The sequence below is a fragment of the Puniceibacterium antarcticum genome, from assembly GCF_002760615.1.
Classification (GTDB): domain Bacteria; phylum Pseudomonadota; class Alphaproteobacteria; order Rhodobacterales; family Rhodobacteraceae; genus Puniceibacterium; species Puniceibacterium antarcticum.
On record NZ_AWWI01000017.1, the window covers coordinates 26,037 to 46,771 of the forward strand.

Sequence of the window (20,735 nt, forward strand, 5' to 3'; positions counted from 1 at the left end):
TTAACCAACTCGAACAATCTTGCCAAAATCCGGTTGAGGGCCGGACGGGAGGAGACTGCTTTCGTGACCAACGAATGGATGCCCAGCGCGGACAGCCGCCCGATGGGTTGCGACCGGCCTGTGCTTGTAGCCATGTTGCGAAGCCTCGGTTTCAGCTGGGTTGGGCGGCAGATTGTTAAGGAGGCGGAGCTTTGGATCAAAGGTGAGCTCCGCGTTGTCTTCAGTAGCGGGACTGGGGGCTTCACTCAGTCCGCCTATACCGTCAACGGCCTGAACATCTGCGACATGGGCCTGTCGGTAGACGACGCGGACGCCACGGAGGCAGTGGGGGCAAGCACCTTTTCGCAGCCCTCAGGCTTCGAAGAGCATGATATTTCGGCGATCATAAGCGCGGGGGGAGGCATCCTGTACTTCTTCGAACGCAAGAGTGCTCTGCGCGACCTGTGGCAGACGATGAATTACGAAGAGATGCTGACGTTGTCACTGTTCTGTGGCTCTCTTTCCGAGGGGGCAAAACAGCCATGTGTGGATGTCGTGGAACCGCGCGGTCTGGTGCGGTCTCAGGAAATCGCGGAACTGGACGGCGCGCTGTGGCTGACGCTGAAGCTGCGATATTACCGGGTGAGCGAGACCTGCTTTGTGCAGCTTCATTCAATACTTTTGGGCGACGGCATCTTCTTCCAGATCGTCGAACCGCCGGAAGGCTGCGAAGGTCCGAAAGCTCCCTATCGCGTCGCGGCGCAAGCTGAGTTGACACGGTCGGCCGCCATGCCACGCATCTGAATTCACGGATCATCAAGGAGGAGACAATGATGAGGACGACACGCAGAACAGCCCTCGGGCTTTTGACAGCCAGCGCTATGGCGTTGACCACAGGACTGCCCGCTCGGGCGCAGGAAAAGCCGAAGCTGCGCTTCTCGGCAGTGTTTTCAGAGCAGGATATTCGCGCCGAGATGATGCAGCAGCTCCAGGCCGCAGTCAGCGATACCGCCGACGTCGAGATGTTCTACGGTGGAAACCTGTTCAAACAGGGCACCGAGATCATCGCGATCCAGCGCGGCAATCTGGAAATGGGCAACGTGGCCCCGCAGGACATCGCAAACCAGATCCCAGCGTTCTCGATTCTGACATCGGCCTACCTGTTCCGCGACGCGGCGCACCTGAAGACCTTCTTCGAGAGCGATGCCGGGGCGGAAATGAAGAAGCTTGCTGAAGATCAGCTTGGCATCCACATCCTCGGGCCGACGTATTTCGGCACGCGTCAGGTCGGTCTGCGCATCGACAAGGAGGTCCAGACGCCCGAGGACATGAGCGGCGTAAAGCTGCGGATGCCAGGTGGCGATTCCTGGCAGTTCCTGGGCGAGGCGCTTGGCGCGAACCCGACGCCGATGGCCTATGCAGAGGTCTATACTGGCCTGCAGACCGGTGCCATCGACGGGGAGGACAACCCCTATCCGAATATCGAGAACATGAAGTTCTACGAGGTAATGACCCAGATCGTGCGCACGTCGCATCTGGTCGGCTACGACCTGCTGGTGATCTCGAAGGCGGCCTATGACGCGATGACCGAAGAGGAGCAGACCGCGTTCGATACTGCCGCCGACGAGGCCATCGCCTGGAGCACAGAGCAGCATCTGGCGCGCGAGGAAGAGCTTGGCGCGTTCTTCGAGGAGAAGGGGCTGAAGATTTCGACCCCCGACGTCGAGGCCTTCCGAACCAATGCGCAGCAGATGTACCTAGACTCGGACATCTCTAAGGATTGGCCCGAGGGCATGCTGGACAAGATCAACGCGCTGTAAGGGCGTCACGCCATGCCCGCCGCACTGTGCGGGCATGGCAGACCTGAGGGGGGAGAGCGGGAATGGAGCGTCTGAGGACGGTCGGCGGCTGGTTGCACCGGCGCGCGGACGATATCGCGTCGATCATGCTGGCGGTGATGTTCATCGCGTTCATCTGTCAGGTTGTGTTCCGCTACCTGCTGAACCTGCCGGTGGGCTGGGCGTCGGAGCTGTCCATCGTCATGTGGCTGTGGCTGGTCTTGTGGGGCGCTGCCTTCGTCGTGCCTGAAAAGGAAGAGATCCGCTTTGACATCCTCTACTCGTCCGTGAGGCCCGGAGTGAGGCGGATCATGGTTGTCCTGTCGTCACTGGCCTTGCTGTTCCTCTATGGATATTCTCTGCCCGCGACTTGGGATTTTGTGACCTTCATGAAGGTGACCAAGACGTCCTACCTAGACATACGCTATGACCATCTGTTCTCGATCTTCGTCGTCTTCGTCGTGGCCATCCTGCTTCGCTACATTTGGCTTCTGGTGCAGGCATTCCGGGGCCGGGTGCCGGACACAGCGTTCAGCAAGGACGAAGCGTGATGCTCGATCCGTTCACCCTGAGCGTCGTGTCAATCGTGGTGCTGGCCCTGCTAGGGCTTCCCATTGGGCACGCGATGATTTGCTCATCAATTCTGTATCTGCTGCTGGCCGGTCAGGACATGGGCATTGCGGCCGAGCAGATCCTGAACGGGCTGTTCACCAGTTACATCTTGCTGGCGGTGCCGCTGTTTATTCTGGCGGCGGAGCTTATGAATTCCGGCTCCATGACCATGAGGCTTCTTATCTTCTGCAACGCCTTCGTAGGGCGGTTCCGGGGCGGATTGGCGCTCGTAAACGTCGTGCAGTCGGTGATCTTTGCAGGCATGTCCGGGTCTGCCATTGCGGACGCCGCAGGCACCGGCAAGATGATGCAGAAGATGATGACCGAAGGGGGCAAGTACCCACCTGCCTTCGCTGCTGCGCTGACCGCGAGTTCCGCCGTCATCGGGCCGATCATTCCGCCATCGATCCCGGTCGTGGTCTACGCACTGGTCTCGGATGCCTCCATCGGCTTTCTGTTTCTTGCGGGCGTTTTGCCGGGATTGCTCATGGGGCTGGCGCAGGCGTGCATTATCGTGGGCACCGCGCGCGCGCGGAATTTCCCGGTCGAGGCACCTGTGCCTGTGGGCGAACTGCCGGGCATCACGTTCCGCGCCTTGCCCGCCCTGATAATGCCTGTCGTCCTGCTGGGCGGCATCTATGGCGGTGCGACCACCCCGACCGAGGCCGCAGCCGTTGCGGCACTCTATGCTCTTCTGGTCTCGGCCTTCCTCTATCGCAGCGTGTCATTCGCATCCCTGCGCGCATCGCTTTCCGGCTCTGCCCGCACCACCGCGTCGATTGGTATGCTTATCGCGGGGGCGCTGGTCTATAACTACGTCGTCACGATCGAGAACATCCCGGCCAGCCTCAGCACCTTCCTTGCGGGGTTCGACATGAGCCCGGTGCAATTCCTTCTGATGGTGAATGCGATCTTGCTGATACTCGGTTGTCTACTGGAAGGGACCACGATCCTGCTGGTTGTCGTGCCTGTGTTCATCCCGACGGCCAATGCCCTTGGGATCGACCTGGTGCATTTCGGGATCGTCTGCGTCGTCAATATAATGCTGGGCCTGATCACACCCCCCTACGGGCTGTTGCTGTTCGTCATGACAACCATTTCCGGTCAACCGCTGGCGCGCATCGTGCGCGAAGTGATGCCCTTCCTGCTGGTGCTGATCGCGGCGTTGGCACTGATCACATTGGTCCCAGGGATCTCCCTCTGGCTACCGCGCCTCTTTGGCTACACGGGATGACCGCAATGAAACCGATCTATGTCCTGAATGGACCGAACCTGAACCGCCTCGGTCAACGCGAGCCCGAGATCTATGGCCACATGACTCTGGTGGAGGTCGAAGCAATCTGCCGCGATGCCGCCGGCGACTGGCCTCTAGAATTCCGGCAGAGCAATTCCGAGTCTGAAATGATCGGCTGGATCCACGAGGCAACGGACGACGGTGGGGGAATCATCATCAACCCCGCCGCATTCACTTTCTACTCCATGGCGATCATGGATGCGCTCAAGATGTTCCCCGGACCGCTGATCGAGTTCCACATCTCCAACATTCACAAGCGCGAAAAGATGTATCATCACTCGCTTGTGTCTGGCGTTGCAACGGCTGTAATGGCCGGGCTTGGTGCCCCGGGATACCGGATCGCAGTGCTAGAACTTTTGCGGCTGATGAAGGGCAGATAGATCCTCAGTGCTCCTGCGCGATAAGGTGGAAAATCCGGCACTGTGATGCCAACTCCCGGCAGTCTCGAAACGCGTCGCATCAAGCCTTGGGTCAGGCGCAGTGGTTGGTGAAAAAAATGCTCCCAACGTCAAGCAAATCTCAATCGCAAGGTCAGAGTAACGAGCTTGTCCGACCGGCGTCATTCGACGCTGCGTCAACCACACCCCGAGCGTCTTTTCACTGATCCAAACCGTCAGATAACCGCGTCGCCGCAAGTCCTCGTTATACCCAGACCAATTGTCACCCGATGCTTTTGCTTTGGGATCATGTCACGACGATCGGCGTTTAACTTGTGCGGCATTTACACCATCCTGAAGGGTAAAGGACGCATCGATTTCAACCGTGGGACGATCCCTGCTACAAGGGCCATAATACTCTGGCGGAATACTGTGGCGGATGAAATTAACCCGGCAATCCCGTGCAGTCTTTCTAACCGTAGACGGTCACATTGCGCCCATGCATTGCGCGGTCGGTCCCTTGACACTCTGGCAACAGCAATCCCACATGCGGCACATCCCCCGCGGGTACAGGAGAGCCGCCATGCGCACTGATTTCGACACCGAACTGGAAGACCGCCTTGTCCGTTACGCCGTGATTGACAGCCAAAGCGATGGGCACAGCCCGACGGTGCCCAGCACGCCTATCCAGCTGGATATGTCGCGTCTGCTGATGGCAGAGCTGAAGGCGATGGGGGCGCAGGACGTGACCCTTAGCCAAGACAGCGTCGTACTGGCCACTATCCCCGCGACCGAAGGAGTCAACGCTCCGGTGGTAGGTTGGCTCGCCCATGTCGACACGGCCCCCCAGTTCAACGCAAGCGGCGTGAAGCCAGTGGTGCATCGGGGCTATAACGGTGGCGATATCAGCTTTGCCGACGCTCCCGACCTGCGCCTGTCGCCCGAGGAGTTCCCGTTTCTGTCCGAAAAAGTGGGCGAGGATATTATCACCGCCAGCGGCACCACCCTGCTGGGTGCTGACGACAAGGCAGGCGTCGCCGTTGTGATGACCGCCGCACGGCACCTGCTGGAAAACCCTGATATTGCGCACGGAAAGATCCGTCTGGCATTTGTCCCTGATGAGGAAATCGGGCGCGGTGTCACCCAGAATCTGCCTGCCGATCTGGCGGCAGATTTCGCCTATACCTTCGACGGCTCAATGCCTGGTGACGTGGAATACGAAAGCTTTTCTGCAGACGCCGGCGTGGTCAAAATCACAGGTGTGTCGATCCACCCCGGCTGGGCCAAGGACGAGTTGGTCAACGCTTTGCATCTGGGCGCCAAAGTATTGATGACGCTGCCCCACGTCACCATGACACCGGAAACGACTGAAGGCCGCGAGGGCTTCATCCACGCCGTGTCGATGACCGGAAGTGCAGCGCAGGTCGAAATGCACTTCATCCTGCGCGACTTTGAAATGGAAGGGCTGGAGGCCAAGGGTGCGCTGCTGCGGCAGGTCTGCGAAACCGTGGCAAAAACTGAGCCACGCGCGCGGATAACCTGCGATATCACACACCAATACCGCAACATGCGCTACTGGCTAGAAAAGGACATGACACCCGTGGACATCGCCACCGCCGCTGTTCGCAAGGCCGGGATGGAACCTGTGTCCGGCGCAATCCGGGGCGGTACTGACGGATCACGCCTGACCGAGTTCGGCACCCCCTGCCCCAACATCTTCTGCGGCATGCAAAACGTGCATGGCCCGCTGGAATGGGTATCGGTGCAGGACATGGCCAAGGCGACCCTGGTGGCGCTGAACCTTGCCACCGGCGTGGCGGAGCTGGACTCGCCTAGCTGATCGGCAAATCCATTCGCATATGATACAAACCACTGCTTTCTCGCGCCTGCCATTGTCAGACGTCAGGCAAAATTGATGTTGTTGTCACTTCGCTGACTCCGATTGCATGCGGAAAACGAAAAATGACCTTTCCTGTCAAGCACAGCGAGCGCGCCGTTCAGCACCTATGTGCGGGCAAAGCTTGTGCAGAACGTGCTGGACTATGACGATCTGCTGTTGGCCTGGGCACAGGTCATGGCAGATCCGGGGGGGCAGGCAGATAGGCGCCACGTGGGTGATGTCACGTTAACTCGCCGAGTTTGCAATTTGGCATGCCGGTCGTTGATCAATCGACATTTGCTGCGGATTTCCACGCCTCGAATGCTTCGAACCGATGGTCGCGGATGGAGAGAGCGGAACGACGGCGGGCTGGGACGGAGAAACGATTGCGGGTTGCCGACTGAATAGATACGAAGCGTTGCAACTCACCCGGCGATCAGAAGCCTTGCATCATCCGCTCTCGTTTTCGCAGGGGCAGGTGGCTGTTTTCGGCGCGGTTATTGGGCCCCTCGTGAGACCAATGATCAAGGCCTGGAGCTTCCTCACGCTTGGCGACACCACAGGATCGCAATTTCTCCGTAATGATCCTCTTGGGCACGACGCCCCAGCGCTTCATCAGCTTGACCAAAAGCCGCTTTGCGGCGCGCTTGTCTAGTCTTGATTGAAGGATTTCCTCAAGAACAACGCCGTGTTGGTCGACTGTGCGCCAGAACCGGTATGACCGGCCCGCGTTCTTCACAACGACTTCGTCCAGATACCAGACAGCGCCGGGGCACGGCGGCCGTCGCCTTAGAAAGTGGGCGATCAAGGGAGCGAACTTGACGGTCCAGCGCCGGATCGTCTCGAACGAAACGTCCATGCCACGCTCCAGAATCAACTCATCAACCTCGCGCAGGCTCAAGTTGAACCGGACGTAAAGCCAGACAACGTGAGCGATGATCTGGGACGGAAAGCGGTGGCGCTTGTCGTTGATTTTCAATGTCTGCATCGACACCGCCTACGACCAGATCAATGAACCGGCAACCTCAGGCCCGTTGACGTGATAATACCCATGATCAGTACTATGCAGCGGAATCAAAACCATGACCGCTGCAATCGATGACTGCATCGCCGAGAGGGGGCCAGCCCGGAAAACAGTGCCTCGCATTGCGCGTGCTTCAGCGCCATCATTCCGTCATTGATCGCCCCCTCTCGGCAGATTTGCTTTGCAAATCGCCTGCCGGGCAGTGGGACCAGGTGGCGTGCGTTGTCGTGGCGCTCCCGTGACGAACTTGTCTCGTAATGCTTCCTTCCAAGCCTGAGAAAGGAACGCACCATCAATTCGCGGGATTATACATCTAAAGCAAGGCTCTTGCCGAAAAAAAAGCCCTGCGGGAGGTTTCCGTTATGCTTTTCAAAGAAAATCCAAGCTGGCAATGCCCTTATAACTGTCCTTTCTGGTCTCTCTGAGAAACGCCCTTCATCAAATAAGTGGGCACTAACTACGTTAATATACGTAGTTAGCCTCGACATAAATGCCGCGCCGGAGGGTCATCGGTCGGTTCTGTGGTGTCTGTTTTTGTTGAATTGCCTCACGAGATTGTGGCCAACCGTGCGGTGCGCGAAGGGTCGACTCTTGGTATCTTTCATACACCAGTCGGCACGTCTGCCGACCTCTGAAACACGGAGGCGAACAATGCACAGCCCGTTTTACAACCGCCGCTCGTTCTTAGTGACCTCAGGTGCTGTGCTGGCCTGTAGTGCGCTGGGTGCAGCCGGACCCGCAATCGCCCAAGGCATCGCGCCGACACAGTCCATGCGCGGCGGCAGCAACAATTACCGTCCCGGAGCGCCGCTGGTGGAAAAGCTGGGGAACGGATTCTTCGTACGCGGCAGGGTGCTGCGCGCAAGCGATGGTGCGGCGCTCAAGAATGTCCGCATCCAGATCTGGGCGGCGACGACTCTCGGAGGTGAGCGTGAGCCCGCCAACCACGGAAGTGTGCTGACCCGCGCCGATGGAAGCTATGAGCTCGAAATGGAGCAGATCGTGCCGAATTTCGGCCAGCCCCACGCGCATCTGGCCTATGACGACCGCGATTTCCGGCAGGTCTTCCTGCGTCCGGTCATGCCGAGCGCGGCGGACAGGTCGGTGAACGCGGACTTCGTGCTCGTCGCGGCCTAAGCGGTTTGAAAGACGAAAGCCGCAACCCAAACCCGAGCCGTATGCGTGGCGCGGTGCTCTGGGGTACTCTCGGCACCCTCGGCCTGATCCCAGTGCTTTTGGCGGCGAACAGTCCGCTGCTGGGGTATCGCGGGGTTGCCTATATCATCGGCGGCTTCGCAGGGATTATCTGCCTGTCGATCTTGCTTGTGCAACCGCTTCTGCCCGCAGGATATCTGCCGGGAGTGACTGCGGCCACCGGACGGTGGCTGCATCGCTGGACAGGCACGGCAATTGTCTCATGCGTGACGCTGCATGTCGGCGGGCTCTACATCACCAGCCCGCCCGACACGCTGGATGCGCTGTTTCTGGTCTCTCCTACTCCATTTTCTGTCTATGGCGTCATCGCGCTCTGGGCGCTTCTGATCACGGCTCTCCTCGTCGCGTTGCGGCGCAGGCTGCCAGTCGGCTTGCGGGTCTGGCGACTGCTGCACAACGCTCTGGCGCTGGTGGCCGTGCTGGCAACGGTAATCCACGCTGTACAGATCGATGGCGCGATGGAGCCTCTGTCGAAGACGATCTTGTGCGGCGCGGTCATGCTGACCACTCTGCTGGCTTTTATCGACCTGAGAGTGATCCGCCCGCTTCTTGCGAGACGCAGGCGCAGCGCCTAACGCCGGGCCCGGATCAGAGAGGTCGTGAAAACCTCTCGCAGCCCCAGGACAGAAGTTCCGGGCTCGCGAGCAGTTTCACGACCTCCTTCTTTTTCAGTCAGTCAATGGCCGTATGCACATCACGCGCTGCGCACAGTTTCGTACACGCGGTGATGATGTCGAGATCAGCTGTTGCTATGGCGACCGGAATAAGGCGACATTGAAATCGTCGAAAATAAGCCGCCGCAAACGGGATGATCGAAGATCCGGTTCATCTCAGCCGTGCCCGCAATTGCCGAATGGCATCCGCAACTGTCTCTGGCACTTCTTTAAAGTGCAGATGTCCGGCCCGTTCGATCCGTTGAAAGGGGGCACCTGGAATCAAATCGGCGAGTGGCTGCAAAAGTGCGGGGGGGTGTTGCCGAGTCATCCGCACCGACAACGCAATGCGTCGGCAGGCCAATCGCGCGACATAGGTCCGTAAAGTCAGTGTCACGAATTGCGCCGCAGAGCCCCGCGTAGCCGACTGGCGACGTGCGGATCAGCATGTTGCCATACATGGCAGGCGCGGCCTTCTCCCGAATCATGAAATCTGGCGAAAACCATCGGCCGAGGATCGCGTCCGCCACGGGTGTGATTCCATCGCGTAGCACCGCATCTATCCGGGCGTTCCAGCCAGCATCATCCGCGATCCTTGCCCACGTACAGCCCAAGACCACACCCGCCGCCAGATCCGGACGCTGCGCCAAGACGCCTTGGGAAATCATGTCGCCGACGGATATGCCGCAGATAAGTGCGGGTGGCAAGGACAGGTGGTCCATCAGTGCCGTCACGTCGGCGACCAGCAGATCCATGGTGATCAAACTGTCATCGCTCAGCCCGTGGCCGCGTTTGTCCATGCAGAGTATCGGCACCTTCAGACCCAGACGGGCAATGACAGCGTCCCAGATGCGAAGGTAGTCCCGAGCGAGTTGAGAAACACAATCGGGACGCCATCTCCTGCCGCGCCGCGATAGTGCACTGTGGCCTCATTGAGAAAACAGGTTTGCAAGGTTCAGACGATCATATCTTGGGTGGCGTCGCGCATTTCGGCCTCTGTCACGCCGTCCGAGAGCGACTGTTCCGATGGTAGGTCTCGAGGGGTAAAGTCTACTTGTGGCTCAGCTGATCTCTGGTTGATATACACTTTCTTCATAAGGCCACCTTTCGCAACTCGAGAATCTCATGGGCCTGTTGCCACCTGGCCACCGGGCGTTCGTATTTGTTGCACAGCCCAACACCACGTGTGACCAATGCCGCGTTTGAGGGCGCCAAGCGGTCGTGGTCCAGACGCACATTGTCCTCAAGTCCGGTGCGCGTGTGCCCGCCTTTGGAAATCGACCATTCGTTGATCGTCAGCTGCGCCGGGCCGATCCCCGCCGCGCACCATTGGGCGGTGGGGGCAAGCCGTTTCAGGGTTTCGATGTAGAAATCGATAATAGGCTCATCCGCGGGCATCGAATTCTTCAAACCCATAACAAACTGCAGATAGAGCGGCCCCCTGAGCCGCCCGTCCGCCGCCATCCGTGTGGCCTGAACGATATGACCAAGATCAAGGCCTCTATCTCGGGCTTTACATCATGGGCATTCAGTTCAGAGGCGAGCCAGTCAACCAGATCCGGCGCGTTCTCATAGACTTGTGTCGGAAAGTTGTTGGATCCGACTGACAGCGATGCCATGTCGGGTGAAAGCGACAGCATCCCACCCCGGTCGCGCCCCCCGCCAGAGCGGCCACCGGTCGAAAGCTGTACGATCATGCCGGGGCAGTGTTTCTCCAGCCCCTCCTTGAGGCGGGCAAACTGCCCGGGGTCAGAGGTCGCCTTGCGGTCATCATCGCGCACGTGGCAATGGGCGATGTTCGCCCCAGCCACGAATGCTTCTTGTGTGCTTTAGCCGCCAAGTTTCGGGTCAATCGTGGCCAGGTAGGCATCCTTTTTTTGACGATACCGCCCGCCTGCATTGGCCTGTCAGATCTCGACCAGCGTGTTGGGCACGGGGCGGCCATTTTCGTCCAGCACACGACCATACACGATGATACGTTCACCGATGGGGTCACCGGATTTGGCATTATTGCGGATCAGGTCGATGTCGATGTGGTCAAATATCGGCCCGGTCAGTTCACTGTCCAAGTTTTGCAGCGCCAGACGCGCAAGCTTGGGCAACTGCGCCACACTGGTTTTGTAATCCGGCGTCAAAGCACGAGGATGCCATCCCATGCCTCGCTGGTACAGATCACTCTGGGTCATCACGACTCTCCTTCCATGGCGGCGTAGGCCTGCTTGGCCAGCTTGATCGCATGGTTGGCGGTGGAAACACCTGCGTAGATCGCCACATGCTGGAACACCTCGATCACATCCTGTCTGGATACGCCGGTGTTTGCGGTCGCGCGGATGTGCATCGGGATCTCTTCAAAGTTCTTTGTGGCTGCCAGCAGCGCCAGCGTGATCATCGAACGTTCCCGCAGCGTGATTGCGTCACTGGCCCAGACCGTTCCCCAAGCGCCTTCGGTGATCAGTGTCTGAAATGCCGCATCGAAGTCTGTCTTGGCGGCTTCTGCCCGGTTCACATGGGCACCCCCAAGCACTGAACGCCGCACAGCCATGCCTTTGTCAAATTTTTCGGTAATGTCTTGGGCATTCCTTTTGGTCGCATCAGGCGTTTTTGCGCAGCGATCCGAAACGGGGAGTTCGGGGCGCCATACCCTGAATAGCCATCCTTGCGCTGCACGATTTCAAAGAACATGCCGCCCGCGTAGGGACGGGAATAGAACTGGAAAAACGCGCCATTGGTATCCTCATCATAGAGAATATTTCCATCCTTGAGCCTTTGCAGCAGCGTTGGGGCCAGATCAAACCGTGCGACAAGGTCTGCATAATAGTTTTCCGACATGGGCATAGGTTTGAAACCCCCGGTCGCGAGCGCATCCGAGGTGGCAAATATGTCGTCCGTCGCCAAGGCAATATGCTGGACCGACGCGCCAAAGCTGTCGGCCAGAAAGTTGCCGGCCATGGTGCGGTGCGTATCTGCCCCGTTCAGCGTGATGCGGAACGCGCCGTCCGATGTTTCGAGCGCCTGGCTGCGCACAAGCCCGTCCGGGTCTACCACATCGACCATTGGCGATTTGCCCATTTCGAACAGCGTGGTGTAAAACAGTGACCAGCTGAGCATTTCATCATAACTCATGGTCTGTGCGAGGTGATCGATGCGTTTCATGCCGGCGCCGGTCATGATCTCGGTCGATCCGGTGAATTCTGACGACCAGACGTGGCTGAGCCCGCTGGACTCATCAATGAAATGCAGAACGCTGCCGCTGAGACCCCGAATGGCGGGGATATCGATTTCGCCGGGGCCGAGAGGCTGGGAAAAGGGTTGCGATCCCAGACTTGTGGCGCGCGAGACGGCGGCAGCTGCATCTGCCACAGACAGCCCGATATCGCAGACCGTCGTGCCATGCATGTTGTATGCGCTGCTCGCGTAACCAGAGGTTTCGCGGTTCACGACAATGCGAATGTCGCCTTGGGTCCACAGTGACAGCATCTTAGCAATATGGGTGCCGGAATGTGCGAAACCCAAGGTTCCCAGCGTGGCTTCGAGTGCATCAGCTTCAGCGCCACGCGTTGCGAATTCGACAAAGGAAACGCCAGAGACGGTGGCGCGCTTCGGCATGGCGGGCAGATCGAGTTTGGCCGACGGCTCTTCGGTCCGAACGTCATCCAGAAGCGCGACAAGAGAGCGATGACCGTCCTTGGCCACGGTAACAGGGCTGCCGCCGCGAAACTGGTCGTTGAAAATCTCAAGCGAGATTGGCCCGCAATATCCGCTGGCTACAACCGCCCGCATGAAGTCCGTGACCGCGAGATCGCCTTCTCCGGGCATGTTGCGGAAGTGGCGGGACCAGTACAGCAGATCCATATCGATTGCCGGTGCATCGGCGAGCTGGACGAAAAAGATCTTGTCGCCCGGTATACGGCGGATGGTCTCTGGATCGATCCCGCGCGCCAGCGTGTGAAAGCTGTCAAGCACCAGTCCGACATTGGCATGATCGGCGCGGCGCACAATTTCCCATGCGTCGCGATGATCGTTGACGTGTTTGCCCCAGGCGAGCGCCTCGTAGCCGACGCGCAGACCACGCTTTGCGGCGCGCATGCCAAGTTCATGGAAATCTGCTGCAGCGCGGTCGATGCCTCCCAGCGCCTGCGGATGGCAGGACGAGCAGATCAGAACCAGATCGGTGCCCAGTTCCTGCATCAGGTCGAACTTGCGCTCAGCTCGGTCAAAAGCCTTTGCGCGCAGTGGATCTGGAAGCCCCTCAAAATCGCGGAACGGCTGAAACAGCGTGATCTCAAGGCCTATGGAGCGGATCAAATCGCCTACATCGCGCGGGTTGCCGTCATGGGCAATGAAATCCTGCTCAAAAATTTCGATGCCGTCGAACCCGGCTGCTGCAATGGCCTCCAGCTTCTCCGGCAAGCTCCCCGAAATCGAAACTGTGGCGATTGAGGTCTTCATAGATCATCTCCCTTGATTGCGGCCCTGAGAGCCGCGGTGTTCAGATCAATACCTGTGAAGATGTGCCAGGCATCGACACCCTGACCGAAGAAGAGTTCGTAACCGGAAATCACGTTCAGACCGGCGGCTGTCGCATCCAGAAGAAATTCGGTTTCGACCGGTGTATAGACCGCGTCGAATGCCCAGCTCGCGCCTGTCATCGCGGATTTGGGCAGGGGGGTCCCGCCGATACCGAACATGCCAAGGGGTGTGCAGTTGATGATGCCATCAGCTCCGCTCGCGGCCAGAACCGGGTCGGTGAACGTTTCGATGATTGTGTCCGTGCTCAGAGCCCTGAGCGCCGTTGCCAATGCCTTGGACTTTGTCACATCAAGGTCCACGCAACGGATGGTCTTCGCCCCCAAACCGATCAACCCGAACGCAACGGCTTTGCCAACCCCGCCGGCCCCTATCAGGCAGACTATCCCGGGGGCAGCATCCCCCCGGATTGTCTGATAGGCGCGCATGAACCCTGAATAATCGGTATTAAAGCCCTGCGGCCCCCCGGGCGTGAAGACCACGGTATTGACAGCACCGATGCCGCGTACCAGCGGGTCAGCAACCGTGACACGTGAGGTCACCTGCTCCTTGTAGGGATAGGTGATGTTAAGACCCCGGTAGCCGCTGTCTCTGGCAGTGTCGAACACCTCATCAAAGTTCTGCCCAAGGTCTTTGGGGATCAGCCGATCGTAAGTCACATCCTGCCCTGTGATCTGCCCCGCCGTCCGGTGCAGGCGCGGCGATTTGGAACGGGTGATGTTGTCACCGATGAGACCAAGTTTGATCGCGCTCATAATAAGGCCTTTCTCGAAAGATGTTTCGTCACCCCGCTCCAGAGCGGTGTCTGGCTGACAAAGATCAGGATCCCCGTCACAAAGAACACCAGCAACGGCGGGCTTTTTAGGGTGCCTGCAAAGAACTGCGGCAGGCTTTCACGCAAAATGATTGCGCGGCGCCAGTTGTCCTCCAGCAGGCGCGACACGATCACGCCCAGAATGACGAGACAAAGCAGCCAATTGTAGTGCTTCATGAGGTAGCCGACCACACCAAAGATCAGCAAAAAGAAGTTGGTCATAACCAGCGCGCCCGCGACGAACCAGAACGTGTCCGACTTATCGATCATCTGACTGGGCCCGGAACTGAGGCCTTGGATGAACAGTGCGCCGATTATGATTGCTTTCACGGCGTCACTTGGAATGCCCAGCGTGATCATCGCGACGACGGCACCCCCGGCGGCAGCATTGTTGGCGGTTTCGGGCGCCACTCGGCCCTCCGTTGCTAACTCATCGAAGGAAGCCTCAGGGTTCTTTGTGATCCACTTGGCATGATCATAAACCATGAGGTAGGCGATATTGCCGCCGGCGCCGGGCGGGGCGCAAATTTTCACGCCAATGGTCGAGGTCTGAAAGGACAGTGCCAGAGATTTTCCTCTCATGCCGAATGAGGCAATGATTTTGCTCACGTTCTGCTTGAATGCGGGCGCGTGGATGTGGACAATCCGCTGGAGCGCTTCGGACACGCCGCACATCAGCGCGATGAAGCAAAGTACAGACCGCATCATGGGGCGGTCAAAAGTGAAGCGTTCGTAAAGGTCAGCTGGTCCAAACCCAGTGCCCCAAGGTCGATGTCGAAAGCAAAGCCAAGGATGCCCTTGACCAAAGAGACTCAAGGGAGCGAGCCGAATCGCCGAATTAAATCAGGCTGAACGCAACAAGTGCGCCAATCAGTTCACGAGACATCTTTGTACTCCCTGGGTGTCAAATGTCTGCCGAATCTCTCCTAAGTCCAGCCTCTACCGAGGCAGAATGGAATGGGTGGTTAATTGTGTCAATCTAAATGTACTGTACGGTTAATTTCATGGTAAGCTCTGTTCCACAATGCAGCTGAGGGGGAGTTCAAGCGTTGGCTAGATGTCAGACACTTGCCCCGAAAAACGCAAATCGCTCTGGAAACAGGACCAAGATGCGGTCAAACGGGATATCCTCAGCATTGCGATCTAGGAGTTTGCAGCACATGGAGTTTTCGGTCCCTGCATCGACGAGATCGAAGTCACACGAAAGCGTCCAAACGAATGAACTACTACTATTTTGAAGACAGGGAGGGTCTTTACAGAAACGCCCTTGGGGACAACCTGTCTCTGCGTGAAACCGTGCAAGCGCAAAACGTGGCTGATCTCGATCCTATTGTCGGCCTGTGCCGTTTGACGCAAGCGACTTTTGATTCACACGCAAACAACCCTCAGTTCATGCGTTTTGGTGATGATCGAGAACATTAACAACGCCGAATACATCAGGAAGTCCGAAATCATCCCGAGGCTGAACAAGTCCATCATCGACTAGCTGGCTGAAGTCTGTGAACTTGGCGTTGCCGCTCGGCGTCTTGCGAGCGGACGCCGAGCGGCTTGAGCTGCACTGGATAGCCAGTTCCGCAGGTTTCTAAAATCTCTTAAACCGTTAAACTTTTTGGTAGTCCCACATTTTTAAAGGGGTCCATGCGTAGAATTCACGCGGCTCTTTTCAATTTCATTGCGGGTGTCATGCCGCCGATGCCCATGTTTGGTCGTTCATTGTTGTAAGCCCAGAGTATCCGTATTGATCAAGCGGCTTTTGGTGCCCACTTGCGATCAGCTTTGACCGAGGCATTAGCTATCTCGCTCAGATTTCTCATGACAGCGATGATGGCGACTTTGGTGGGTTTGCCCGCACTGCGCATTCGAGAGAGATCTTCTGTGTAACTGCGCTTTGGTCCGGATTATGCCTGATCGAACTGACGTTGCAGAATTAACAGCGTCACCAACGTGACGAGCACGCCAGAAACGAGATAAAGAGCTGCGGCCCAAAGACCAAAGGTGCTGGCCAGAAAAAGACCCACCAGCGGAGCGAACGCTGCACCAAAAATCCAGGAAAGGTTGGTTGCAAACGCCGAACCGGAATACCGGCAATCGGGAGAGAAACGGTCGGGCACGATCGCGCTGGATTGCCCATAGGACAAGCCGAAAATGATAAAACCCGCAACGATATAGATGGCCGGATTATCTTTGAGCGTTCCGATGCTGAGGCACAGCAACAGCGTCAGAACACTGGATCCTAAAAGCACGGCACGTTTGGTGTAACGGTCCGCAAGCACCCCTGACAAAATAACGGTCCCGACCGCCAACGCTCCGCCCACAAGCTGCCACAGGATGATGCGATCAATCGCATTGTCCGTGAACAGTAGCGTGTAGCTGATCGGGAAAACAGTCAACATGTGCAAGAGCGCGTAGCTTGACAGCGGCAGGAAAGCCGACAGCAGGATCGTGCGCCATTCCGTCTGCAGCAGAAAGCCAAGAGGGGCGGATTTCATCATCGTCTTTTCATCAGAGCCGAAATTTGTCGTCAAAAGCCTCAGCCGCGCAAACAACGAGACCACGTTGACCGCCATCACGGCAAAAAACGCAAACCGCCAGCCGTATTGATAGAATTCTTCCTCTGTCAGAAACCCGGTCAGGACGTAGAACATCGCGGCAGCCACACAAAATCCGATTGGCCCACCCAACTGCGGCACCATACTGTAAAGCCCATCACGATCCTTTGGAGCTGCGGACTTCAACTGCAGTGTCAGCCCGTCCCACGACCCGCCTAAGCCCAGACCTTGCACAATGCGCAATGCCGCCAACAACGCCGGGGCTACCCAACCAATCTGGTCGTATCCAGGCAGCAAACCAATTGCGACTGTCGACGTGCCCAACACCATCAGAGCAACTGTGATCTTGCCCGCCTTTCCGATGCGCCTTTGCAGTTTACGGCCAATCAGGCTGGCAACTGGTCGCGCCAGAAACGCCAGTGAAAATACCGCAAAAGACGCCAAAGTCGCGGCCACCGGTTCAAGATATGGAAAGAAAATCGTTGGAAAAACAAGAGCTGAGGCGATGGCAAAAACGAAAAAGCCAAAGTAGTCGGTCACACGCGCCATCACCACGGTCGTGATAACGTCGTCAAGATGAACGATTTGTTTCATATCCGGATCGGCGTCGCGCTCCTCCGGCATGTCTGTGCTTGCTGGGTTTCCAATCGCCATGACCTAGATCCTTCGCCACCTGTACCCTAAGGATAGCGGACGGAATGAAAATCACCACAATTTCTCGCAACCGCGCCAAAACATCGCAGTATTTGCTCTGTCTAAACCAGCCCTAAGAGCTATTCCTTCAAGGTACGTAGGAAACACGCTGAAGAAACACGCAAGAGGTATTGGATGTCTAGCTCGCAACTCAGAATAAGCCCCAGAGCTAGTCGTGTCGGTCTGTTGGCTCTTGGAACGCTGGCGCTGTCGGGATGCAATTTAGTTGTAATGAACCCAGCGGGCGACGTGGCGGCGCAGCAGGGCGATCTGATCATATATGCGACCGTCCTGATGCTGATCGTGATTGTTCCCGTGTTGGTGATGACGCTTTTCTTTGCGTTCAAGTACCGGGCCGACAACAAAGAGGCGACATACGATCCGGAATGGGACCATTCTGTCAGCCTTGAGATTGTCGTGTGGTCGGTGCCGCTGGCGATTATCATCTGTCTGGCCGGGTTGACCTGGGTGGCGACGCACAGGCTTGATCCCTATCGTGACTTGCCCCGGATTTCGGCGACCAAGCCAATCGATCAAAACGTGTCGCCTCTGCAGGTGCAGGTTGTAGCGCTCGATTGGAAGTGGCTCTTCATCTATCCGGAGTACAACGTCGCCACCGTGAACGAGATGGCTGTGATTGTAGATCGCCCCGTCGAGTTGAAGCTGACATCGAGCACCGTGATGAACGCGTTTTATGTGCCAGACATGGTGGGGATGATCTATGCCATGGCCGGGATGGAGACCGAACTGAACGGCGTCATAAACAGCGCCGGGACTTATGAGGGTTTTGCCTCGCACTACAATGGCACAGGTTTTTCGCGGATGCGATTTGACGTCCAGGCATTGGATGAGGCTGGGTTCGAAGAGTGGACCGCGAAGGTGGCGAGTGCAGAGCAAGCCTTGGACCGTCGGTCCTTTGTGGAACTTGACCAACCCAGCATCGACGAAGATGTGCGCTACTACGGATCGGTCCAAGAGGGGCTGTGGCAACGGATCCTGAACATGTGCGTGGGCGACGACGAGTTGTGCATGAATGATATGATGATGGTCGACGCCCTTGGCGGTGGCGGCATCGCGGGGCTTTACAATCGCGAGCTTTACCGTGGCCTCTGCTCTGCCGACAATCCGCAAGGTGTGTTTGCGATCCTGCGCCCCGATCTGGTCGACCGAGCCGAAGAAATCACTGCTGCCATGGACCTGCTGCCGCACGAAACGCCGCAGATGTCCGTACCAACGGAGAACTGAACATGGCCACACAAACTGAAACAGGCGCCGAACATTTTGCTGACATCACCAATCCGGTGCATTGGTTCTGGGGCAAGCTGAACTGGGATATCTTCCCGTTTTACGACCCGCTCATTCTCGGCACCTTCATCGTCACCATTGCGCTGGGTGTGGGAGTGGTCGGCTGGCTCACCCACAAGCGGCTGTGGGGCTATCTGTGGACGGAATGGTTCACTTCCGTTGATCACAAGAAAATCGGCATCATGTATATGATTCTGGCCACCGTAATGCTCATTAGGGGGTTTTCCGACGCGGTCCTTATGCGTATCCATCAGGCGCTGGCCTCGGCCGGAATCCTCGAATTTCTGCCGCCTTACCACTATGATCAAGTCTTTACCGCCCATGGTGTGATCATGATCTTCTTCGTGGCGATGCCGTTTATCACGGGGTTCATGAACTACGTCATGCCGCTGCAAATCGGCGCTCGGGATGTCGCCTTTCCCTTCCTGAACAACTTCAGTTTCTGGCTGACGTTCGCTGGCGTGGTTCTGGTGATGATGTCGCTGTTCGTGGGCGAATTTGCAGCGACCGGATGGCTGGCCTTTCCACCGCTGTCGGGTCTGGAATTCAGCCCCGGCGTCGGTGTGGATTATTACCTTTGGTCTCTCAACATCGCAGGGATCGGGACGACGCTTTCGGGCATCAACCTGATCGTCACAATCGTGAAAATGCGCGCGCCGGGCATGAACTGGATGAAGCTGCCGATCTTCACCTGGTCCACCTTGGTGACCAATATCCTGATCGTGGCGTCTTTCCCAGTTCTGACAGCCACGTTGGCGCTGCTGACCGCAGACCGCTATCTTGGCACCCATTTCTTTACCAACGATATGGGAGGCAACGCGATGATGTATGTCAACCTTATCTGGATATGGGGCCATCCAGAGGTATACATTCTGATCCTGCCGATCTTTGGCATCTTCTCAGAGATTGTGCCGACTTTTTCGCGCAAGCGGCTGTTTGGGTACACCTCGATGGTCTACGCGCTGTGCGTGATCACGATCCTGAGCTATCTGGTCTGGTTGCACCACTTCTTCACCATGGGGGCTGGGGCGGATGTGAACTCGTTCTTCGGGATTACCACGATGATCATCTCGATCCCGACGGGGGCCAAGCTTTTTAACTGGCTGTTTACGATGTATAAGGGCCGCATCCAATTCGAGTTGCCTATGATGTGGGTCATTGCCTTCATGATCACCTTCACCATCGGGGGGATGACCGGTGTCCTTCTCGCCGTGCCGCCTGCAGACTACGTGCTGCACAACTCGTTGTTTCTGGTGGCGCACTTCCACAACGTGATCATTGGCGGGGTGGTCTTTGGCATCTTTGCGGGCATCACCTACTGGTGGCCCAAGGCTTTTGGCTTCCATCTGGACAAGTTCTGGGGAACGATCAGCTTTTACGGCTGGGTCGGGGGCTTCTGGGTGGCCTTTATGCCGCTCTATATCCTTGGCCTTATGGGCGTCACCCGACGTCTGAGCCAGTTTGAAGATACAAGTTACGCGCTGCTCTTCGGTATTGCAGCGGTGGGTGTCGCCATGATCGCGATTGGCGTGATTGCCTTTATCATTCAGATAGTCGTCTCGATTCGAAATCGCGAGGCGCTGGCCTGCGGAGGGGACCCTTGGAACGCAAGAACTCTGGAATGGTCCACATCGTCCCCGCCGCCATACTACAACTTCGCGCACGTGCCGCGTGTATATGCGCTGGATGCCTGGGACCATATGAAAGCCAATGATGCCCAAGTGCCGAAAGAAGGCTACGTGCCGATCCACATGCCAAAGCGCACGCCAAGCGGGCTTATCATCGCGGGCATGATGACAGTGCTCGGGTTTGCCATGGTCTGGCACATCTGGTGGCTTGCGGCGCTCGGCTTCTTTGGGTCTATCGCCTACGGCATCTACCACACCTTCGACTATGATCGTGATTTTTATCTGCAGCCGGACGAGGTCCGCGCCATCGCGAATGGCCGCAGGCCGGTCGCCCCGGCGGAGTAAACA

At 57.5% G+C, this 20,735-nt stretch carries 19 protein-coding genes and 3 pseudogenes; 11 read left to right on the forward strand and 11 right to left on the reverse strand.

The genetic code is table 11. The features are described from left to right. Positions 1–63 precede the first annotated feature (63 nt). The 5 genes from P775_RS01420 (at position 64) to P775_RS01440 (ending at position 4,103) form a co-directional block, all read left to right on the forward strand. Positions 64–783 (forward strand): hypothetical protein, encoded by a 720-nt coding sequence (locus P775_RS01420; protein WP_099909290.1) that lies wholly within the window; start codon positions 64–66, stop codon positions 781–783. Between the two features lie 26 nt (positions 784–809). Beyond that, positions 810–1,799 (forward strand): TRAP transporter substrate-binding protein DctP, encoded by a 990-nt coding sequence (dctP, locus tag P775_RS01425; RefSeq protein WP_099909291.1) that lies wholly within the window; start codon positions 810–812, stop codon positions 1,797–1,799. Positions 1,800–1,861: 62 nt separating this feature from the next. Beyond that, the gene (locus P775_RS01430; protein ID WP_099909292.1) at positions 1,862–2,368 is read left to right on the forward strand and encodes a TRAP transporter small permease; all 507 of its coding nucleotides are present in this window, start codon (positions 1,862–1,864) and stop codon (positions 2,366–2,368) included. Next, on the forward strand, positions 2,368–3,663 hold the full coding sequence (locus P775_RS01435) for a TRAP transporter large permease (RefSeq protein ID WP_099909293.1): 1,296 nt from the start codon (positions 2,368–2,370) through the stop codon (positions 3,661–3,663). Before P775_RS01430 ends, P775_RS01435 begins: the two co-directional genes overlap by 1 nt. Before the next feature lie 5 nt (positions 3,664–3,668). Beyond that, positions 3,669–4,103, forward strand: coding sequence for a type II 3-dehydroquinate dehydratase (locus P775_RS01440; RefSeq protein ID WP_099909294.1), 435 nt, complete (start codon positions 3,669–3,671; stop codon positions 4,101–4,103). Here P775_RS01440 and P775_RS29665 read toward each other — a convergent pair. Beyond that, positions 4,071–4,307, reverse strand: coding sequence for a hypothetical protein (locus P775_RS29665; RefSeq protein WP_425439871.1), 237 nt, complete (start codon positions 4,305–4,307; stop codon positions 4,071–4,073). The genes P775_RS01440 and P775_RS29665 overlap by 33 nt on opposite strands. Before the next feature lie 376 nt (positions 4,308–4,683). On the opposite strand from P775_RS29665, the gene pepT reads away from it, so the two are divergent. After that, positions 4,684–5,940: a peptidase T gene (gene pepT, locus P775_RS01450; protein ID WP_099909296.1), complete on the forward strand. Its 1,257-nt coding sequence runs from the start codon at positions 4,684–4,686 to the stop codon at positions 5,938–5,940. Between the two features lie 325 nt (positions 5,941–6,265). Here pepT and P775_RS01455 read toward each other — a convergent pair. Then, positions 6,266–6,967 (reverse strand): annotated as a pseudogene (locus P775_RS01455) (IS6 family transposase). A 687-nt stretch (positions 6,968–7,654) separates the two neighbouring features. Between P775_RS01455 and P775_RS01460 the strand changes: the two are divergent. Together P775_RS01460 and P775_RS01465 are read left to right on the forward strand one after the other, a co-directional pair. Then, a complete protein-coding gene (locus tag P775_RS01460) occupies positions 7,655–8,140 on the forward strand; it encodes a peptidase associated/transthyretin-like domain-containing protein (RefSeq protein WP_099909297.1) in 486 nt (161 codons plus the stop codon). A gap of 5 nt (positions 8,141–8,145) precedes the next feature. Next, positions 8,146–8,793 carry a ferric reductase-like transmembrane domain-containing protein gene (locus P775_RS01465; protein WP_245875521.1) on the forward strand — a complete coding sequence of 216 codons (648 nt, stop codon included), beginning with the start codon at positions 8,146–8,148 and terminating at the stop codon, positions 8,791–8,793. Between the two features lie 308 nt (positions 8,794–9,101). Here P775_RS01465 and P775_RS01470 read toward each other — a convergent pair whose 3' ends face one another. The 8 genes and pseudogenes from P775_RS01470 to P775_RS01500 all read right to left on the reverse strand — a co-directional run bounded on the left by P775_RS01470 (position 9,102) and on the right by P775_RS01500 (position 14,920). Continuing rightward, positions 9,102–9,671: an alpha/beta fold hydrolase gene (locus tag P775_RS01470; protein WP_099909299.1), complete on the reverse strand. Its 570-nt coding sequence runs from the start codon at positions 9,669–9,671 to the stop codon at positions 9,102–9,104. Positions 9,672–9,826: 155 nt separating this feature from the next. After that, on the reverse strand, positions 9,827–9,967 hold the full coding sequence (locus tag P775_RS27860; protein WP_180287279.1) for a hypothetical protein: 141 nt from the start codon (positions 9,965–9,967) through the stop codon (positions 9,827–9,829). Continuing rightward, positions 9,964–10,700, reverse strand: a pseudogene (locus tag P775_RS01475) (3-oxoadipate:acetyl-CoA acetyltransferase); the annotation flags it as partial. The pseudogene P775_RS01475 and the gene P775_RS27860, both read right to left, overlap by 4 nt. A 3-nt stretch (positions 10,701–10,703) precedes the next feature. Continuing rightward, positions 10,704–11,057 (reverse strand): annotated as a pseudogene (locus tag P775_RS01480) (dioxygenase family protein); the annotation flags it as partial. Continuing rightward, positions 11,057–11,413, reverse strand: coding sequence for a 4-carboxymuconolactone decarboxylase (gene pcaC / locus P775_RS01485; protein WP_425439870.1), 357 nt, complete (start codon positions 11,411–11,413; stop codon positions 11,057–11,059). The gene pcaC and the pseudogene P775_RS01480, both read right to left, overlap by 1 nt. After that, the gene (locus P775_RS01490) at positions 11,374–13,320 is read right to left on the reverse strand and encodes a bifunctional sugar phosphate isomerase/epimerase/4-hydroxyphenylpyruvate dioxygenase family protein (protein ID WP_099909301.1); all 1,947 of its coding nucleotides are present in this window, start codon (positions 13,318–13,320) and stop codon (positions 11,374–11,376) included. The genes pcaC and P775_RS01490 overlap by 40 nt, the downstream gene beginning before the upstream one ends. Beyond that, positions 13,317–14,153, reverse strand: coding sequence for a shikimate dehydrogenase family protein (locus P775_RS01495; protein ID WP_099909302.1), 837 nt, complete (start codon positions 14,151–14,153; stop codon positions 13,317–13,319). Before P775_RS01495 ends, P775_RS01490 begins: the two co-directional genes overlap by 4 nt. After that, positions 14,150–14,920 carry a tripartite tricarboxylate transporter permease gene (locus P775_RS01500; protein WP_342749622.1) on the reverse strand — a complete coding sequence of 257 codons (771 nt, stop codon included), beginning with the start codon at positions 14,918–14,920 and terminating at the stop codon, positions 14,150–14,152. The genes P775_RS01495 and P775_RS01500 overlap by 4 nt, the downstream gene beginning before the upstream one ends. 510 nt (positions 14,921–15,430) lie before the next feature. Here P775_RS01500 and P775_RS27445 point away from each other — a divergent pair. After that, positions 15,431–15,634: a hypothetical protein gene (locus P775_RS27445; RefSeq protein WP_143520767.1), complete on the forward strand. Its 204-nt coding sequence runs from the start codon at positions 15,431–15,433 to the stop codon at positions 15,632–15,634. A 476-nt stretch (positions 15,635–16,110) separates the two neighbouring features. Here P775_RS27445 and P775_RS01505 read toward each other — a convergent pair whose 3' ends face one another. After that, positions 16,111–17,415 (reverse strand): MFS transporter, encoded by a 1,305-nt coding sequence (locus P775_RS01505; RefSeq protein WP_099909303.1) that lies wholly within the window; start codon positions 17,413–17,415, stop codon positions 16,111–16,113. Positions 17,416–17,589: 174 nt separating this feature from the next. Here P775_RS01505 and cyoA point away from each other — a divergent pair, with 174 nt between their 5' ends. Together cyoA and cyoB are read left to right on the forward strand one after the other, a co-directional pair. Continuing rightward, positions 17,590–18,699 (forward strand): ubiquinol oxidase subunit II, encoded by a 1,110-nt coding sequence (gene cyoA, locus P775_RS01510; protein ID WP_099909304.1) that lies wholly within the window; start codon positions 17,590–17,592, stop codon positions 18,697–18,699. Positions 18,700–18,701: 2 nt separating this feature from the next. Beyond that, positions 18,702–20,732, forward strand: coding sequence for a cytochrome o ubiquinol oxidase subunit I (gene cyoB / locus P775_RS01515; protein ID WP_099909305.1), 2,031 nt, complete (start codon positions 18,702–18,704; stop codon positions 20,730–20,732). Positions 20,733–20,735: the final 3 nt, after the last annotated feature.

Bases quoted from the DNA above. Each gene is read 5' to 3' on its own strand.
- cyoA (WP_099909304.1), top strand. From the start codon at position 17,590: ATGTCTAGCTCGCAACTCAGAATAAGCCCCAGAGCTAGTCGTGTCGGT.
- P775_RS01495 (WP_099909302.1), bottom strand. From the start codon at position 14,153: ATGAGCGCGATCAAACTTGGTCTCATCGGTGACAACATCACCCGTTCC.
- P775_RS01470 (WP_099909299.1), bottom strand. From the start codon at position 9,671: ATGGACAAACGCGGCCACGGGCTGAGCGATGACAGTTTGATCACCATG.
- P775_RS01435 (WP_099909293.1), top strand. From the start codon at position 2,368: ATGCTCGATCCGTTCACCCTGAGCGTCGTGTCAATCGTGGTGCTGGCC.
- P775_RS01430 (WP_099909292.1), top strand. From the start codon at position 1,862: ATGGAGCGTCTGAGGACGGTCGGCGGCTGGTTGCACCGGCGCGCGGAC.
- P775_RS01505 (WP_099909303.1), bottom strand. From the start codon at position 17,415: ATGGCGATTGGAAACCCAGCAAGCACAGACATGCCGGAGGAGCGCGAC.
- pcaC (WP_425439870.1), bottom strand. From the start codon at position 11,413: ATGGCTGTGCGGCGTTCAGTGCTTGGGGGTGCCCATGTGAACCGGGCA.
- P775_RS27860 (WP_180287279.1), bottom strand. From the start codon at position 9,967: ATGAAGAAAGTGTATATCAACCAGAGATCAGCTGAGCCACAAGTAGAC.
- P775_RS01500 (WP_342749622.1), bottom strand. From the start codon at position 14,920: ATGATGCGGTCTGTACTTTGCTTCATCGCGCTGATGTGCGGCGTGTCC.
- P775_RS27445 (WP_143520767.1), top strand. From the start codon at position 15,431: ATGAACTACTACTATTTTGAAGACAGGGAGGGTCTTTACAGAAACGCC.
- P775_RS01460 (WP_099909297.1), top strand. From the start codon at position 7,655: ATGCACAGCCCGTTTTACAACCGCCGCTCGTTCTTAGTGACCTCAGGT.
- dctP (WP_099909291.1), top strand. From the start codon at position 810: ATGATGAGGACGACACGCAGAACAGCCCTCGGGCTTTTGACAGCCAGC.
- pepT (WP_099909296.1), top strand. From the start codon at position 4,684: ATGCGCACTGATTTCGACACCGAACTGGAAGACCGCCTTGTCCGTTAC.
- P775_RS01440 (WP_099909294.1), top strand. From the start codon at position 3,669: ATGAAACCGATCTATGTCCTGAATGGACCGAACCTGAACCGCCTCGGT.
- cyoB (WP_099909305.1), top strand. From the start codon at position 18,702: ATGGCCACACAAACTGAAACAGGCGCCGAACATTTTGCTGACATCACC.
- P775_RS01490 (WP_099909301.1), bottom strand. From the start codon at position 13,320: ATGAAGACCTCAATCGCCACAGTTTCGATTTCGGGGAGCTTGCCGGAG.